This window comes from Limnoglobus sp., from assembly GCF_059499385.1.
In genome coordinates, this window is the sequence record NZ_JCABYM010000051.1 from 37,815 (window position 1) to 53,868 (window position 16,054).

Below are 16,054 nucleotides of genomic sequence, written 5' to 3' on the forward strand. Positions count from 1 at the left end.
TTGCTCAAATTGACACCTCTTTATCTGACGCACATTCCTCGACCTCAGATAGAATTCTTTGAAACGAGCTGGCATAAGGCATTTCCGCTGTCATTTTTTGTCGAAGCCCTAGAACCAAATCGGATTCCAACCAACGACGCGCGCACTCAGGCGCGAGAACATCCGGATCATAGAGATGGGTGCAGGAGGTGATTTCCACTAGTTGTGCGCATATGACTTTCCAGTTATTCTTTAGAGATGGCAACTCCTTGGTTTCGTAACACGAGTAGAAGGCGGCGCGTAACCAGCATATTGACCAATAACATCTATATAAGTATTGGGCAATAAGCGGGGCGAGTGTGGCCTTAGCATGTGCAAAAGTGCCAAAATCAATTGATATGACGGTATTTGATTCCAAGGCTATCGACAAATACAGCTTGACATTCTCCTCTGTATAAAAATTCTGACCTGAAACAGCTCGAATGTCGTCGACTGTTGATAATAACTCATTCTCAAGATATTCAAACGCCGTCGTCGCAGAGATCAGTTTAATGATTGATACTGCCTTAGATCGCATTTGCTCCAATTGGCTCGATATCAAGCCATCAAGAGGGAAATCGTATCTATTGATCCGAAGTAGTGACACTAGCAGCCACAATGATCGCACTCTGGCAATTAAGTCTTTTGCGTCAGTATTGTGTATATCTTTCATAACTTATCCTTACCCCATCCCGTATAGCCACTCCTTGAGCGCTTGGGCTGTGGATTTTACTTGTAAGTGTCGATTCAGTGCCTCAATATGCGCTTGCGTTCTAGCCACATATTCAATGTTTCCGTACATGTCCGTTTGCTTCATGGCCTGCGCGAGTTCATCAGGAATGACAGCCCGGCCAACCTCTCCTTTCGGTGTCGCATATTGCTGAGCCGCTCTCTTAAGGTCATCGGTGAGGTACACTGCTGGATCGGCAGATGTTAAGTGAGTGGGTCGTTTTGCGACATCCTCGAGACTAAACTGTTTCCCGGCAATCCCGTCGCGGGATCCATGATATAAAACACATTCGGCATTGTGCGCCCATACCGCCCAACCCCAATCCTTACTGCCGACGAAATACGTGTGGTGATCCGAGACGCGGAGGTTGTAGACCGTATCCCACTCGCCGGTGTCGAGCAGGTCTTCGATTACTATTGCGTGCCCGTCGGCCGTCACGAGGCGATCACCTACCTGCAACCTGTTCGCCGGCGTCCATCCGCGAACCTCGACGAAGAACGGGTGCTCAGCCGTCGTCCGGATCACTTGACCGCCGACGTGGACGTGCCAAACTAATCCCTCGCGGACGAACACCTCCTCGACGGTTTTCGACTCGACCGGACCGGCCGCGTCGTGCTCGTCCCGCGATACCACCATGTCCCCGGCGCGGAAGTCCTCAATCATCTTACTACCATCGGGCGTCAGAAGGGGCGTCCCGGCCGCGAAACAGATGTTAACGCCCAACCGCTTCGCCGCGTTCGTGACGGCGGCGTGCGTCTTCGGGAACGGGGCGAGCGCCTTGTGCACGGCCTTGCCCAACCCGCGGCCCACGGCCCCGCCTACCGCTCGCACGCCGGCCGCCACCCCGCGGCCCGCCCACCCGAACGCCACGCCTCCGACCGCCCCGTACGCCGCCGCCTCCCCGACCTTGTTCCAATCCACGTGCCCGGTCCGCGAGTACTGTCCGTACGCGCTCGCGGCTCCCTCCCCGACCGCCCCGGACACGGCCATGTGCGCCGTCTGTGCCCGCGCCCCCGACCCGAACCCCGGCACGGCCATCATTGCCGCCCCCTCGACCGCCGCCACGTCCCAGTTGTAAAAGAATTCCCGGCCGCAATACAGGTTGATCAGACCGTTCACCCCGACCCCAACGGCCGCCCCGGCCGCCACCCGGCCGACGTAACCAAGGGCCGCCGCCACCACGGGGGCGATGTGGCCGCTGGGGTCGGTGGCGTTGCTCGGGCCGTTGCCGACGTACCGGTACAGGTTCACGTCGCCGGCCGCGTACCCCCACGAGTCGGCGGTCGTGAACCGCATGAGCGTCGGCGAGTACCACCGGGCCCGGTTGTCGTACTGCCCGACCACGCCCACGTACCGCAGCCCCTGGTGCAGGTACGCCCACCCGACGTCGCTCCCGCCCGGCTTCGCCACCCACGCCGGCGTCCACACGTCGAACCGGCCGAACGGGTCGTACGTGAACCGCTCCAGCACGACCCCCGCCGTATCGACCAACGCGGTGACGTTGAAGTTCGCGTCCGTGACGGCATAGATCCGCTCCTCCAGGCTGCCGTTCGCGTCCGCGTCCCGGTCCCGGGCCACCAGCGCGTCCACGTACACGGCGCTCCAGACGTAGCTCGCCCGCGCCGCCCCGCCGACCCGCTCCTCGATCACCTGGTAGTCCGCCGAGTAGTACAGGTCGGTCGTCGTGCCGCCGATCACGTCAAGGACCCGCTGCCCGTCCGCGTCGTAGGCGAACGTCGCCACCGTCGCCCCGCCCGCGGTCTTCACCGCGACCAGCCGGTCCCACCCGTCGTACACGAACCGCCGGTCCGCCTCGTCGGTCGTCAGGTTGCCGTTCGCGTCGAACGCCGGGGCCGTCAGCCCGCCGACGGCCGTGACCTCGTTCTGCCGGTTGTGCGTCCGGGCCTGGGTCACGGCGTCCGTCGTCACCCCCTCCACGTTCCCGGCCGCGTCGTAGTCCCAGGACTGCGTGCGCGGGGCCACCCCCGACCGGCCGAAGACGGAGAGTTGGTACAGCCCGTCGTACGTGTACGTCTCCTCGAACGCGGGGTTGACGAGGCTCTCCATCTCGACGCGGCTGCCGACCCGGTCGTACGTGTACGCGAACCGGTCGGCGTGCGACCCGTCGCTCGTCCGCCGCCACCGCTGGTCCACCACCCGGCCGAAACGGTTGAGGCCGGAATACTGGTCCCCGGCGTCGCCGGTCGACTCCGCCCCCTGCTTGAGGAAGGTCAGGTCGAGGCCCGGCTGCGGGTGGCTTCGGACGATCACGGTGTCCAGGCCGAGGTACTGATACCCCTCCAGCGTCGTCCCGCCGTCCTGGATCGCCTCCAGGCGGCCAATGCGATCGTTCAGCCCGCCGGCCGTACCGTAGGAGTAGGCGATCGTCCGCCCGTTCGGGTAGACGACCGAGGTGAGCCGCGAGTGGTTCCCCCCGACGCCGGGGTCGAACGTGTAGGCGTACTGGACCTTCGGGGTCGTGCCGGTGTCCACGGCCCCGGCGTGCGCCTGCCACTCGGTGACGAGTTGGCCGAGGCCGTTGAACGCCCGCTGGACCTGGTTCACGACGCTCCCGCCGGCCGCGGCGTCGTAGCTCGTCCGCAGGTACGCGTTGCCCTGCTCGTCGTACTTGGTCGAAACCCGCCGGACCGCGCCGTCCACGTTCGCCCCGAGCAGCGTCACCGCGTCGTCCGTCAGCCGCCCGACGATGTCGTAGGTGTAGGCGTGCTGGTTGCCGTTCCGGTCCGTCCGCGTGACGACCTCGCCGAGGGCGTTGACGGTTACCACGTCCTGCTCGCCGGTGCTGGCCGCCCCGGTCGTGGGGTCCGGCCACCGGGTGGCCGACACCACGTCGTTCGACGTGACCCCGCTCCCGGTACCGGGGCTCACCCCGTACACCCACTCGGTCGTCTGCCCGCCGCCGCCCGTCAGCTTGACGGTGAGCGTCTTCCGCCCGGCCGGGCCGTAGGCGTACTCGGTCGTCTTGTCGTCGGTATCGCTGACCGTGCCGTTTACGAAGTTCTCGACCGACTTGGTCACACGGCCGAGGGCGTCGTACTCGAAGCGGGTCATCACCCCGTGGGGGTCGGTCGTCAGGGTGGCACGCCCCGCGTCGTCGTAGTCCGTCGTCGATACGAGCACGGTGTCCGACCGGACCGGCACGCCCGTCGGCCGCGTCCATGCCGTGCCGCCGTTCGTGCCCACATCGGCGACGGATCGCAGTCGGTCCACCAGGTCGTACCAGTACCCCGTGTTGCTGACGCGGGCCGGGACGCCGGTCGTCGGCGTGCCCAGTTCGCCCGTGCCGGCCGCGTCGTGGAACCGCTCCCGGACGACGGCCGACAGCAGGTTGCCGTTGCCGTCATAGGCGAACTCCGCCTGGGCCAGCACCACGTCCCCGGTCACCGTCAGGGCGTCCGCGTACCCGGCGTCCCCGCCCCCGTCGGTCGTGTACGCTTTCGCCACCCGCCCCGCTCCGTCGTACACCGTCTTCTCGACCAGCACGCCCGGCGCGGCCGTCTTGGCGACCAGGCCCCGGGCGTCGAACCAGGTGTTCGTCTGAAGCGTGTTCGTGCTGACCGCGCCGCTCGTTGGCTCAACGCTGTACACGTCCGTCCGCCAGGCCCGGCCGAGGGCGTCGAACGAAGTGATGACCCGCGCCCGCCGCCGGGCGCTCGGCAGCCCGTTGAACACCCCGTTCGTGGCCGCCGGGGTGACCGTGTCCCCGTCGTACGTCTCGACCAGCCACAGCTCGCCCAGGTTGTTGTACTCGAACGTCGTGATCGGCCGGTTCACGTCCTCCGCCTCGGTCGCCTCGACGCCGGCCTTCGTCGCCACCACCCGGTCCCGCCAGTCGTAGACGTTGGCCGTCACCCGGTCCGGTTGCCCGCCGCCCGGCTTGAGAGTCGCCTTCGTCAGGTTGCCGTTGCCGGCCCCGCCGCCGTCGTACTCGTAGGCCCCGGTCTGGGTCATGTTCCCGCCGACCCCGTCCGTCGTCCCGACCCAGGTGGCGACCGGCCGCCCCAGCACGTCGAAGTCGGTGCGGGTGAGCGTCCCGGCCGGCGTGGTCACCCGGTTCTGCCGCCCGCGGTTGTCGTACCCGATGACCGTCCGGTCGAAGTTCGTCCCCGACGCCCCGAGCGCGAACGCCGGCAGCCCGCCCGCGTAGTACGTCAGCCCGGACACGGCGTGGTAGGCGTCGCTCCAGACCGTTTGGCCGGACTGGTTCTGGTACTGCCGGGACAGGGACTGGACGTTGGAGACCGCCTCCGTGCCGGTCGGCCGGCCGAGGCCGTCCATGTCGATCCACGTCGGGGACATGGTGAGCTGCTCGGCGTACGAGTACGCGAACGTGTCCGCCCCGACCGTGACCGTCCCGCCCCGGCGGTCGATGCGGGAGACGATCACCGGGCCGGTGGTCATGACCCCCGCCCATCCGGGGTACGTCCGGACCTCCTGGGTCACGTCGTTGTACCGCTGGTAGTCCACCCGCCCGTTCGGGGCGACCGCGGTGACCGCCCGGCCGAACCGGTCCACCTCGTAGGTGGACTTGAGGTGCAGCCCGCCGCCCGCCGGCGTGGCCCACCCGGCCGGGAGGTCGGCGAAATCGGCCGTGAGCGCCGTGTTCACGTCCTCGATGTACTTGACCACGGCCCCGGTCGCGAGGTCGTAGGCGGTGTGCGTCAGGAACCCGGCCGCGTCCTTCTCCCAGACGACCCGACCGAGGGTGTCGAACACCGTGACGGCGGAAGTCGCGACCCCCGACCCGTTCTGGGCGGTGGCGACGACCGGGAGGGTGACCGTGACCGCCTGGGGGAACAGCCCGCTCGCCCCGGTGAACCACTGGTAGCCGAAGGTGGTCGTCCGCCGCGAGGCGTCGTTGACGTTCGTGGTGTCGTCGACCGGGTAGGCCGACGTGGAGGCGACCTCGTACACGGTCGCCCCGTTCGCCGTCCGCGCGATGTAGGTCTGGTGGGACAGGAGGCCCGCCGTCGGGTCGAGCTCGCCGTGCTTGAGGGCCGTGGTCTTCGTGTACCCGAGGACGTCGCCGGGCGTGGTCGTGGTGGCCGTCGTCGCCGTGCCGTAGGCGTAGACGAGGACCTTGCCGGCCGTGTCCGAGACGTACTGGGCGTTGTTGCTGACGAGGTTGACCAGGTCGCCCTTCGTCTCGTCGTACCCGGTGACGGCGACCGCGTCGGCCGTCCAGAGCAGCCGCCCCTGGGCGTCGTACCGGTTGTACGTCCGCCAGTTCCGGCCGGTCGGGCTGCCGGCGGCGTACTCCCGGACCTCGTGGAGCATCGCCTGCCCGCGGGCGTTGCTCCAGGTGACCTCCTTGTTCCCGTCCGGCTTCGTCACCGTCGTCCGCCGGAACCACGAGTTGGCGTCCCACTGGTCGCCGTTGATCGTCCCGTACTGGTTGCCGCGGGTCAGGTACTCGAACGTGTACGTGCCCTTGCCCTGCGCCCCGCCGCAGGTCGAGCACCCGGCCCCCTGGACGACCTCCTTGGCCACCTTCGGGACGTTGTCGAACTCGTTCGCGAGCGGCCGGTACTCGAGGTAGTTGTTGGCGTAGACGGCGAGCTGGGCGTCCGTGAGGGTGTGGGCGGTGTCGATCGTCACCCCGTACGCGGTCGCGGCCCGGTTGAACCCGTCGTCGAGCAGGACGTACTTCAACCCGCCGGCGTACCCGTTCGCCTCCCCCGGCTTGTAGTATCGGTAGTAGCTCGTGCGGATGATCGGCGACGCCAGGTCGCCGTCGTGGACGATCGCCGCCTTCAAGTCGTGGGCGTTCCCGTACGCCTCGCCCGCGGCGTAGTACCGGTACTCGACCGACCGGACGGCGGAACTCGTCACGCCCCCGTCCGTCGACCGCCGCTGGGTGACGCTCGCGAGCTGCGGGGCGGCGGCGTGGACGACGCCCGCGTAGGCGTACTCCCAGACGTCCACCGTCGCGCCGGACTGGATGCGGACCTCGGCGATGTCCCCGGCCCCGGTGTACGCGGTCACCGTGACGACCTGCCCGTTCCGGCCGGTGTACTGCTTGAGCCGGCCGACCCGGCCGAGCGGGGTCGTTACCGAGTCGTCGTAGAACGTGAATGTGTTGCCGGTCTCGTCGGTCAGCGTCCACTCCCCGCCGGCCTTGGCGAGCTTGTGCTGGTCGGAGTTGGTGGCCTTCCAGGCCCCGGAGATGTACCGGAACGTGGTCGCCCGGAGCCCGTCCTTCGTCACGCTCACCGTGCTCGCGTCGGTCTGCCGCAGGGTCGGGGTGTGCGCGTTCGTCCACCCCTGGCCGTTCTTGTGCCCGGCGGCGTTGGCCCCGCCCAGGGTGTTCGCCCAGGCCCGGAACTGGCCCCACGGCAGGCCCACGCCACTCGACTCGATGTCCCGCTCCCGGTGGACGGCCCGCCCGTCGTACCGGCGGACGCCCTCCTCGCCCGCCGCCACGGGCAGTTCCGGGGCGTTCCCGTCGGCCGACACCAGGAGCTCGGGATAGCAATCGGGGTTGGGGGCCTCGGCGTTCGGCCGGACGACGACCGTGAGCGTCTGGGCGTCCGTGATCGGGTCGCCGGCGTTCCCGGTCCACCGCGCGCCGCCGGGGTTGTTGGGGTTATACAGCTTCCACCCGTTGGGCAGGACGACCTCGGCGGTCCAGGCGTAGTACCCGCCGATGATCCAGACCGGCTCGGGCGGCTGGAACGTGGCGACCGCGTTCCCGTTCCCGTCCAGGGCGGTCGCCACCCCGGTCGCCGTCGCCCCGTTCAGCCCGATGAGCGTCACCACCGACCCGAGGGCGTTGTTGTTGACGAGGTAGTCCACCATCGGCGGCGTGACCGGCACCAGGCGGTCCTCGAGGGGCTCGACCCCCATGCGGACGCCGCGGCGGGCCGTCGGCCGGCCGAACAGGTTGGCCCAGAACTGGTCCGTCTTCGAGAGCCACCGAGACAGGGCGGGGCGGGGCATGGCGGATTCCTTTGGTGCCGGCGGCCGGGCGGTCGCCCCCGCCGTTCGTGGCGGGTGCCGTGGTGACGATCAAGCTCCCGATTGCCGGTCCGGTCGTATTGGCGGGTGGGTGTAAACACCCAATACGCGTCGGCGTGGCAAATCGGTCCAGAGAGAGTAGAGCCTCAGACACGCCCGCACAAGCGTAGGATCGCGCGCAGTTTGAAAAATTCTTCAAGTCGTCACAAACGATCAACAGGGGCCAAGAGTTCTCGGAACCACCCCGAACAAAGTAGTGTGCCCTGCTCTGTATCGTTCAGCGTGGCCGCAGTGTCGAATTGCTTGCCGCGGAGGTCGCATTGAACGGCACGAAACGCAGCCCCGGCCGCCTCGGCGAACGGGTCGCCCATCCCGGCGATGACCTGGGGGTTGTTCGGGACCGCGATCACACTCCGGCCCAGGGGTCGTAAACGACGCTAACTAGCGGGAAGTGGGACAGTGATTTGGCCCCACGACCGCGAGTATCGGGTAATCTGTACCCACCGTCGGAGGTCGCCGCCCGTGTGGATCGTGTTCCTCGCCGTCGTGGTCGTACCGCTGGCGTACGCCTTGGGGGTGGCGGTCCACTACTACCGGAAGTTCCGCCGGACCGAGGCGTACCGCTGGCGGAACGATGTTCTCGGCCGCGAGGCCGCCCTCCGCCGGGCGTACCGCGCGGCGAAGGACGGGGGGCGGCGGACGGACCTCGACGCGCTCCGCGAGAAGTATTTCGCCGAACACCTGCGGACGGTCGGGGTCGATGCCGTGGCGCAGTTCACCGGCATCGGCCCCGGCACGGTGGACCGGCTGCGGCAGGCCGGGCTGCGGACGCTCGCCGACCTGATCGACTACCCGTTCCACCGGTTGCCCGGCATCGGGCCGTCGAAGAGCGCCGACCTCCGCGCGGCCGTCCGGGAACTCGTGGCGGACGCCCGGCGGCGGTTCGAGGGCGGCGACTGCGCGAAGGGCCTCGAGTTCCGCGACCACCGCGACCGGGTCCGGCGGCGGGAGCGGGAGGAGGACGAGGACCGCGAGCGGCGGCTGAAGGAACTGACGGCCGACCTCCGCGAGTTGGGGCCGCAAGTCGCCGTCGCGAAGCGGATCACGCTCTGGAACTTCTTCTGGCACGACGGCCGCTACCCCGGGTACGCCGACGTCGCCCCGCCGGTCGCCCGCCGCGACCCGGAAGAACGCGCTGGCCCGGCCGCGACGGACGTGGATAATGACGTTCGCGTCGTGCTGCTGCCGCCCCACTCCAACCCCGCGAAGATGTCGCCCGAGTCCCCGACCGCGCTGAACGTGACGGTGCAGTGCGCGGCCTGCGACGCGCGGCTGCAGGTCACGTCGTCCCGGCCGCGGCCGCAGTACCGGGTGACGTGCCCGCGGTGCGGGGCCGTGAGCACGATCACCCCGCCGGCGAAGCCGGCCCCGTTGCCGGTCGTCAAGCCGCTGCCCGTCGCGACGCCGGTCCCGCCGCCCGTACCCGTGCCAGCGAACGCCCCCGTTGCCGTTCGGCCGTCGACAGCCGCGCCCGTGCCCCCGCCGCGGATGTCGGCCAAGCCGCCCGGCCGTGCACTGCCGTCGTCGGGTCAACCGACCGACCTCTTCGCCGACGCGTTGAAGTCGTCGGCCCCCGCGCCGGCCCCGGCGGCCGAGCACCCGGAGTTGCCGAAGCTGCGGGCGCTGGCCGGGTTCGGCCTGATGGTCGCGAAGGCGGACGGCCGGATCGCGAAGGCCGAGCGGGCCGCCGTCCGCGAGTTCCTCGCCACGCTGTTCGGCCACGACCCGGTGCTGGCCCGCCACCTCGACCCGGTGATCGAGACCGTCGAGAAGGCGATCCCGGCGGAACCGGTGGCCGTCGCCGAAGTCGTCCGACGCACGTCGCCGAACGAGCGGCGGCGCATCTATCTCGCGGCCGAGAGGATTGCGGACGCATGCGGGAAGCGGAACCGACAGGAAGAAGATTTGTTGGAGCGGGTCGCGGTCGCGTTAGATGTTCAACCCTCGCCCAAGATCGTCTCGGCTGCGGCACCGCCCCCGCGGGTGCAATCGTCCGCCGCGTACACGCCCGCAGCCGCCTCCGCGCCGGCCGCTCCAAAGCCCCCGGTGGAACCGCCGCAACTTCGACCGCCGGACCCGCGGAAGCTGTTGGAGATCGAGCCCGGCGTCGAACTGTCGGTCGAGTTGATCCGCCGCCGGTTCACGCTGCTGTTCGAGAAGGTCGACCCCGCGAAGGCGAGGGACTTCGGCCCGGAGTTCGTCGCGATGGTCGAGAAGAAGCGGGCCGACCTGCGCGCCGCCGCGGAATCGCTGATAGCGCCCTTCGGCGTGCCGCTCGACCCGCCCGCCGCCCCTCCTCCCTCGGCCGACATCCGGCCGAACGAACTCCTCGACGACATTTTCGGCTGACCGACGCACACCCGCTGAGTACCGGCCATGACGGACGAGAATCCATCACCCGAACCCGCCGCCGTTCCGCCACCGTCGCGGCCGTCCTTCTCCGCTGGGGCGGGGTTGCCGTCGTTGCCGGACTACGAGCTGCTAGAGAAGATCGGGCAGGGCGGCATGGGGGCCGTCTACAAGGCCCGGCACAAGCGGTTGGGCCGGACCGTTGCGATCAAAGTCATCCCCGCCGAACACCTCGACAAGCAGAGCAGCCTGGATCGGTTCTTCGCGGAAGCTCGAACGGTCGCAAACGTCCGCCACCCGAACATCGTGGAGGTCTTCGACTATCAGGAAGTCAATGGCATGCCGTGCCTGGTGATGGAGTACCTGGGCAACGGGTCGTTGGCGGTACGGTTGAAGGCCGCGGCCGTGGTGGACCTCGGCGAGACGCTGCGGGTGTTGAGGCAGGTCGCGGCGGCGATGGCGGCGGTTCACGCGAAGGGCGTCGTCCACCGCGACTTGAAGCCAGACAACATCCTCTTCTCCGACGGCGGCGACGCGAAGGTGACGGACTTCGGCCTTGCCAAGCGGGACGATGTGGACCTCACCCAGACGAACATCGCCCTGGGCACGCCGTACTACATGTCGCCCGAGCAGGCGAACGGCCAGGCGAAGCACGCCGGCCCGCAGTCGGATGTGTGGTCGTTCGGCGTCATCATGTACGAATGCCTGACCCGGCAACACCCGTTCGAGTCGGATTCCCGCCAGGAACTCTTCAAGAAAATCTTCTTCGACGAACCCACGCCCCTTAAGGTGTTGAACGAGGAAGTGCCCGCGGACCTCGCGACCGTCGTTGCGAAGTGCTTGCAGAAGAAACCCGAAGACCGCTACCCGAGTGCGGCCGAGCTGTCGCAAGACTTGCAGCGGGTGCGCGTCGAGCCGAAGCCGGACCCGAAGCCCGCGGCGAAGTCCGAGTACAAGACGCCGTCCGCGTTGTTCGCCGACCACCCGCTGACGGACCTCGATCGGAAGGCGCACGCCCTGCTCGGCGAGAAGGTCGTCATCAAGTCGCTCGCCGCGTCGTCCGCGTTCCACCGGCTGCCGCGGTACGTGTCCGAGTACCTCATCGCCAAGTACGTCAAGCCGGACACCTGGAAGGCCGACCTCGCCAACATCCAGACCAAGATCAAGGACCTCCTCCCGGACCTCGAACACCGCGAGCTGCTCAAGGAGAAGCTCCTCTCCCGCGGCGAGGTCGCGCTCATCGACAACGTGGAGGTCCGCATCGACCTCCGCGGCGGCCAGCGGTGGGCGCGGGTTCCGGCGCTCGCGGACAACAACGTCCGCGTCCCGGCGACGATCACGGAACAGCACCCCGGCCTCCTGCTCGGCGGGCTGTGGGGCACGGTGAAGGTGAAGTACTCGCCGGAGACGGACGCGGCCGCCCCGAACGAGCTGGCCGCGTTCACCCCGTTCCAGGTCGGCCCGCCGGACGTGGCCGCGTTCAAGGCGGCGCGGGGGCGGTTCACCACCGACGAGTGGTGCGGCCTCGTGCTCCAGTCGGCCGGGTACGCGGCCAACGCCTTCCCGAACCGGCGGACCCGGCTGCTGCTGTTCGCCCGCATGGTCCCGCTCGTCGAGCGGAACGTGAACCTGATCGAACTCGGCCCGCGGCAGACCGGCAAGACGTTCCTGCTGCGGAACCTGTCCCCCCGCGTGTTCACCGTGTCCGGCGGCAAGACGACGCCGGCGAACCTGTTCGTCAACCTGTCCACGCGGCAGATCGGCATCCTCGGCACGCGGAAGGTCGTCGTGTTCGACGAGATCGCGCACACGACGTTCGGCCAGGGGGACGACACGCTCTCGACGCTCAAGGACTACATGGAGAGCGGGCACTTCAGCCGCGGGTCGCTCGGGTTCGCGTCCGACGCCGGCCTCGTGTTCGCCGGGAACTTGGACGTAGAAGGGGACCGGCCGCACCCGAAGTACGCGCACCTGCTCGAACCGCTGCCGGAGGCGATCATCGACAGCGCGTTCCACGACCGGATGCACGGCTACGTCCCCGGCTGGGAGGTGCCGAAGATCGCGCCGGGGTCGGTGGCCACCGGCGTCGGGTTCGTGACCGACTATTTCGGCGAAGTGCTCGTCCGACTCCGGGAGGAGACGTTCGGCGACGCCGTGCGGGCCGTGCCGATGCACGCCGGGCTGACCCGCCGCGACCAGACGGCCGTGGAGCGGCTGGCGTCCGGGCTGCTGAAGCTCGTCCACCCGGACGGGAACTGGACGCCGGACGAGTTGCTCGAGATCGTCACGTTCGCCAGCGAGCTCCGGCAGCGGGTTCACCAACAGTTGTGCGCCCTCGCGCCGGGCGAGTTCAAGTCGAAGCTGATCGCGCCGTCCGCCGTGGCCGCGCACGAGGCCGAGGACTTGCGGCCGCGGACCGGCGCGCGGGCGGCCGACCGGTTGAACACGGACGCCGTCGTCGGGGCGGTGACCGGCTTGGCCGTCCTGACGAGCGGCGACCGGGAGTACGGCGGGGACACGATCCTGATCCAGGTGTCCGCGATCAACGGCGGCAGCGGCGTCACCGTCACCGGTCTGCACGGGCGGGTTCTCAAGGACTCGATCCAGGCCGTCTACAACCTGATCCGGGCGAACTGCCGCGAGCTGAACATCCCGGAACAACGGCTGAAGACGCAGGCGCTGGCCGTCCACCTGGTGAAGATCGCGGAGCCGAAGGACGGCCCGTCGGCCGGGCTGGCGTTCCTGGTCGGGATGGTGTCGGCGCTGACGAACCGGCCGATCCGGCCGGGGATGGCGTTCAGCGTGGAGGTGGCGTTGCACGGCGAGGTCGGGCCCGTCGGCGGGCTGCCGCACAAGGTCGCGGCCGCGGCGAAAGCCGGCCGCACGGTCGTGGTGATCCCGGCCGCGAACGCGGGCGTGATCGACCAGCTCCCGGAGGACCTGCGGGCGGCCGTCGAAGTACGGCCGGTGGCCACCGCCAGCGAGGCCCTGGCCCTGGCGCTCACGTAGGCCGCGGCCCGGGTGCCAAACGGCCGTGATCACCGGCCGATCGGCACCCGACCTCCGCCCGCACGCGGCCGGGACGAGTTGCGTCCGGTATGAACCGTAGGCCCGGCCGCCCCGACGCCTCTGCGAACGGGTCGCCCATCCCGGAGATGACTAGCGGGCGGCCCGGGAAATCGATCTCGGGCTCCGGCCCGGCCGGGTCGTACACGACTTCCACGACCGCCCCGTCGGCGCGGACCCACCGGCCCGGCACGTCCCCCGGCCCGGCCGCCACGACGAACACCACCCGTGGGGGATCGTCCGCGGGGTGGGCCTGCGCCGCCGCCGCCCGCTCCAGCCGCCCGACCCGTTGTGCCCGCGCCGTCATGCGTCGCCCCCGTCGTCGCGGCCGCCGGCCCGGCGGGCGATCCGGGCGACCCGCTCGAACGCGTCCCACACGGCGTCGAACCGCGGGTCCAGCCGCCACGTGAATAGCACCGGCACCCGCCGCGGGTTGTTCGGGGCGTAATCCCGCGGCGGGTCCACGTCCGGCGCGATCCGCTCGGCGGCCGCCACGGCGGCCCGGTACGCGGCGATGGCCGCGGGGAACTCCGGCTCGCGGGCGAAGAACCCCTCGGCCGCGGCCCGTGCGAACGCGGCCAGCCACTCCGGGTCGCTCAGCCCGGCCAGCTCGACGGCGGGCGGCGGGCCGACCCGGGCCTCCAGCCGCCGCACCCGCGCGACCGCGCTCATGGCATCGCCCCCGGCGTGCGTCGGTCGTCCACGTTCGCCGGATCGGCCGCGGGGCCAACGACGACCTCCTCGACCTCCAGCACGTGCCGCCCGCCGCACCCCGGGCACCGATCATCCGGCTCGGGCGGCGCGCCCGCGTCCACCAGCCGGGTCGGGCCCCCCGCGCACCGTGGCCGGGCCGCCTCCACCGCCTTGAGCCGGCGGGCCAGCGTCACGGGCGTCCCCCGTCCGCGTCCACCTGCGCCTCCAGGGCGGCGATCCGGGCCTCCAGGTCGACGGCCTCCCGGACCCGCAGCCCGAGCTCGAGCACGGCCCGGGCGGCCCCGAGCCGGGTGGCCGGCGGGACGGAAGGCTTCTGCAGGTCCAGGAGCGTCCGCACCGCCTCGGTGGCGGCCGCCGCCATCGCCCCGGCGGCCCGCCCGAGCATGTCCGCCTGCGTTTGCCGGAGCCGGCGGACGAACGCCGGGTCGGCCAGCCGGCGGCGGACGGTGGTCACCCCGACCCCGGCCCGGGCGGCGGCCGCGTCGTGGGTGGCCCCGCACGCGAGGGCGAGCAGCAGGGCGTCGTTGGCCGTCGTCCGGCCGGCGTGGGCCGCCATCGTCGGGCCTCCGGGGGCAAGGTGGGCGCTCGTGGGCGCTCGTGGCGGGTTTTTCCGGCCTCGGCGGTCAGGCCGCGGCGGCGTCCGGGGCCGGGACCCGCTCGCCCGCCTTCCCGGTGAGGTGCTCGTACCGGGCGGCGATGGCGTCGCAGTACCGCGGGTCGAGCTCGACCAGGCACGCCGCCCGCCCGGCCTGCTCGGCGGCGGCGAGGGTCGTGCCGCTGCCGGCGAACGGGTCGAGGACGACCCCGCCGGCCGGGCACGAGTTGCCGACCAGGTACGCGAACAGCCCGACCGGCTTCATCGTCGGGTGGACGTCGTTGGACGTGGGCCGGTCGAACTCCAGCACGGTGGACTGGCTCCGGTCGGACAGCCAGGTGTGCGCGGCCCCCTCGACCCAGCCGTAGAGGCACGGCTCGTGCCGCCAGTGGTAGTCGAAGTGCCCCAGCGCGAACGCCGACTTGACCCACACCAGGCACTGCCGGACCCGCAGCCCGGCGTCCTGGCAGGCGGCGCGGACCGCGAGCCCCTCGAGGTCGGCGTGCCACAGGTAGAACGCCGCCCCCGGTAGGAGCGCCCCCTTCGCTGCGGCGAGGGCGGCGGCGAGGAACCGGCGGTAGTCGGCCGTGGGCATGGCGTCGTTGGCGATCGTCAGCCGGTCGGCCGTCTTCCCCGCGTAGGCGACGTTGTACGGCGGGTCGGTGAGCAGGAGGTCGGCCGGGCGGCCGGCCAGGGCGAGGGCGAGGTGGTCCGGGCGGGTGGCGTCGCCGCACACGAGGCGGTGGCGGCCGAGGACCCACACGTCGCCGGGGCGGGTGACCGGGTCGGTGGGCGGGTCGGGCACGGCGTCGGGGTCGCCGACCACGGCCGGGGCGTCCGATTTCAGGAGGTCGGCGAGCTCGTCGGCGGAGAACCCGGTGAGGGCCAGGTCGACGTCGAGGCCCTGGAGCGCGAGCAGCTCGGCGGTCAGCTTGTCGTCGTCCCAGGTGGCCAGGGCGGCCGTCTGGTTGTCCGCCAGCCGGTACGCCTTCGCCTGGGCCGGGGTGAGGTCGGCGGCGACGTGGACGGGAACCTCGGCCAAGCCGAGCTTCACCGCCGCCTTGTACCGGGTGTGGCCGCAGACGATGACGTTGTCGCGGTCCACGACGATCGGGACGCGCCAGCCGAACGCGTGGATCGACCGCGCGACCGCCTCGACGGCGGGGGCGTTGTCGCGGGGGTTGTCGGGGTAGGGGGTGACCAACGAGAGGGGTCGGAGTTCGACGCGCACGGGCGGGGACCTCGGAGGGAGCAGGGTGCTGTCCGTCCGCCCGGCCGGCGATGCCGGGACGTTCTCCGCCCGCCGCACGGCCACGCCGAAGGCGTACCGCGGGCTGCTACCAGTAATACTTCGCGGCCGCCGGCCGTCGTGTCGCGGAAATTTCGGGAAATTGTCGGGTTCACGCCCGTCAGCCGTCCGAAGACGCCGGCGTGGGGCGATCGGGATCGGCCTCGATGGCCACGCCGACCGCCCCGCCGCATACCTTTGCAGACCTTTGCATACCTCGGGCGAAAGGTATGCGGCGACCAAGTCGTTATCCCTC

At 70.0% G+C, this 16,054-nt stretch carries 7 protein-coding genes; 2 read left to right on the forward strand and 5 right to left on the reverse strand.

What is annotated here, in order from left to right; all coding sequences use genetic code 11:
• Window positions 1–4: 4 nt before the first annotated feature.
• Together AC5JJ2_RS10015 and AC5JJ2_RS10020 are read right to left on the reverse strand one after the other, a co-directional pair.
• On the reverse strand, window positions 5–556 hold the full coding sequence (locus AC5JJ2_RS10015; RefSeq protein WP_495857842.1) for a hypothetical protein: 552 nt from the start codon (window positions 554–556) through the stop codon (window positions 5–7).
• 144 nt (window positions 557–700) lie between these two features.
• Window positions 701–7,708 carry a polymorphic toxin-type HINT domain-containing protein gene (locus tag AC5JJ2_RS10020; RefSeq protein ID WP_495857843.1) on the reverse strand — a complete coding sequence of 2,336 codons (7,008 nt, stop codon included), beginning with the start codon at window positions 7,706–7,708 and terminating at the stop codon, window positions 701–703.
• Between the two features lie 540 nt (window positions 7,709–8,248).
• Here AC5JJ2_RS10020 and AC5JJ2_RS10025 point away from each other — a divergent pair.
• Window positions 8,249–10,135, forward strand: a complete 1,887-nt coding sequence (locus AC5JJ2_RS10025) for a tellurite resistance TerB family protein (protein ID WP_495857844.1) — start codon at window positions 8,249–8,251, stop codon at window positions 10,133–10,135.
• 105 nt (window positions 10,136–10,240) lie between these two features.
• Complete coding sequence (gene brxL / locus AC5JJ2_RS10030; protein WP_495857845.1) at window positions 10,241–13,144, forward strand: BREX system Lon protease-like protein BrxL; 2,904 nt, start codon at window positions 10,241–10,243, stop codon at window positions 13,142–13,144.
• Between the two features lie 360 nt (window positions 13,145–13,504).
• Here the strand turns inward: brxL and AC5JJ2_RS10035 are convergent, their stop codons facing one another.
• The 3 genes from AC5JJ2_RS10035 to AC5JJ2_RS10045 all read right to left on the reverse strand — a co-directional run bounded on the left by AC5JJ2_RS10035 (window position 13,505) and on the right by AC5JJ2_RS10045 (window position 15,741).
• The gene (locus tag AC5JJ2_RS10035) at window positions 13,505–13,873 is read right to left on the reverse strand and encodes a hypothetical protein (RefSeq protein ID WP_495857846.1); all 369 of its coding nucleotides are present in this window, start codon (window positions 13,871–13,873) and stop codon (window positions 13,505–13,507) included.
• 211 nt (window positions 13,874–14,084) lie between these two features.
• Window positions 14,085–14,471: a hypothetical protein gene (locus tag AC5JJ2_RS10040; RefSeq protein WP_495857847.1), complete on the reverse strand. Its 387-nt coding sequence runs from the start codon at window positions 14,469–14,471 to the stop codon at window positions 14,085–14,087.
• Window positions 14,472–14,538: 67 nt separating this feature from the next.
• Entirely contained in the window at window positions 14,539–15,741 is a 1,203-nt protein-coding gene (locus AC5JJ2_RS10045; RefSeq protein ID WP_495857848.1) for a DNA modification methylase, read from the reverse strand.
• Between the last annotated feature and the right edge of the window lie 313 nt (window positions 15,742–16,054).

Bases quoted from the DNA above. Each gene is read 5' to 3' on its own strand.
- AC5JJ2_RS10040 (WP_495857847.1), bottom strand. From the start codon at position 14,471: ATGGCGGCCCACGCCGGCCGGACGACGGCCAACGACGCCCTGCTGCTC.
- AC5JJ2_RS10015 (WP_495857842.1), bottom strand. From the start codon at position 556: ATGCGATCTAAGGCAGTATCAATCATTAAACTGATCTCTGCGACGACG.
- AC5JJ2_RS10035 (WP_495857846.1), bottom strand. From the start codon at position 13,873: ATGAGCGCGGTCGCGCGGGTGCGGCGGCTGGAGGCCCGGGTCGGCCCG.
- AC5JJ2_RS10020 (WP_495857843.1), bottom strand. From the start codon at position 7,708: ATGCCCCGCCCCGCCCTGTCTCGGTGGCTCTCGAAGACGGACCAGTTC.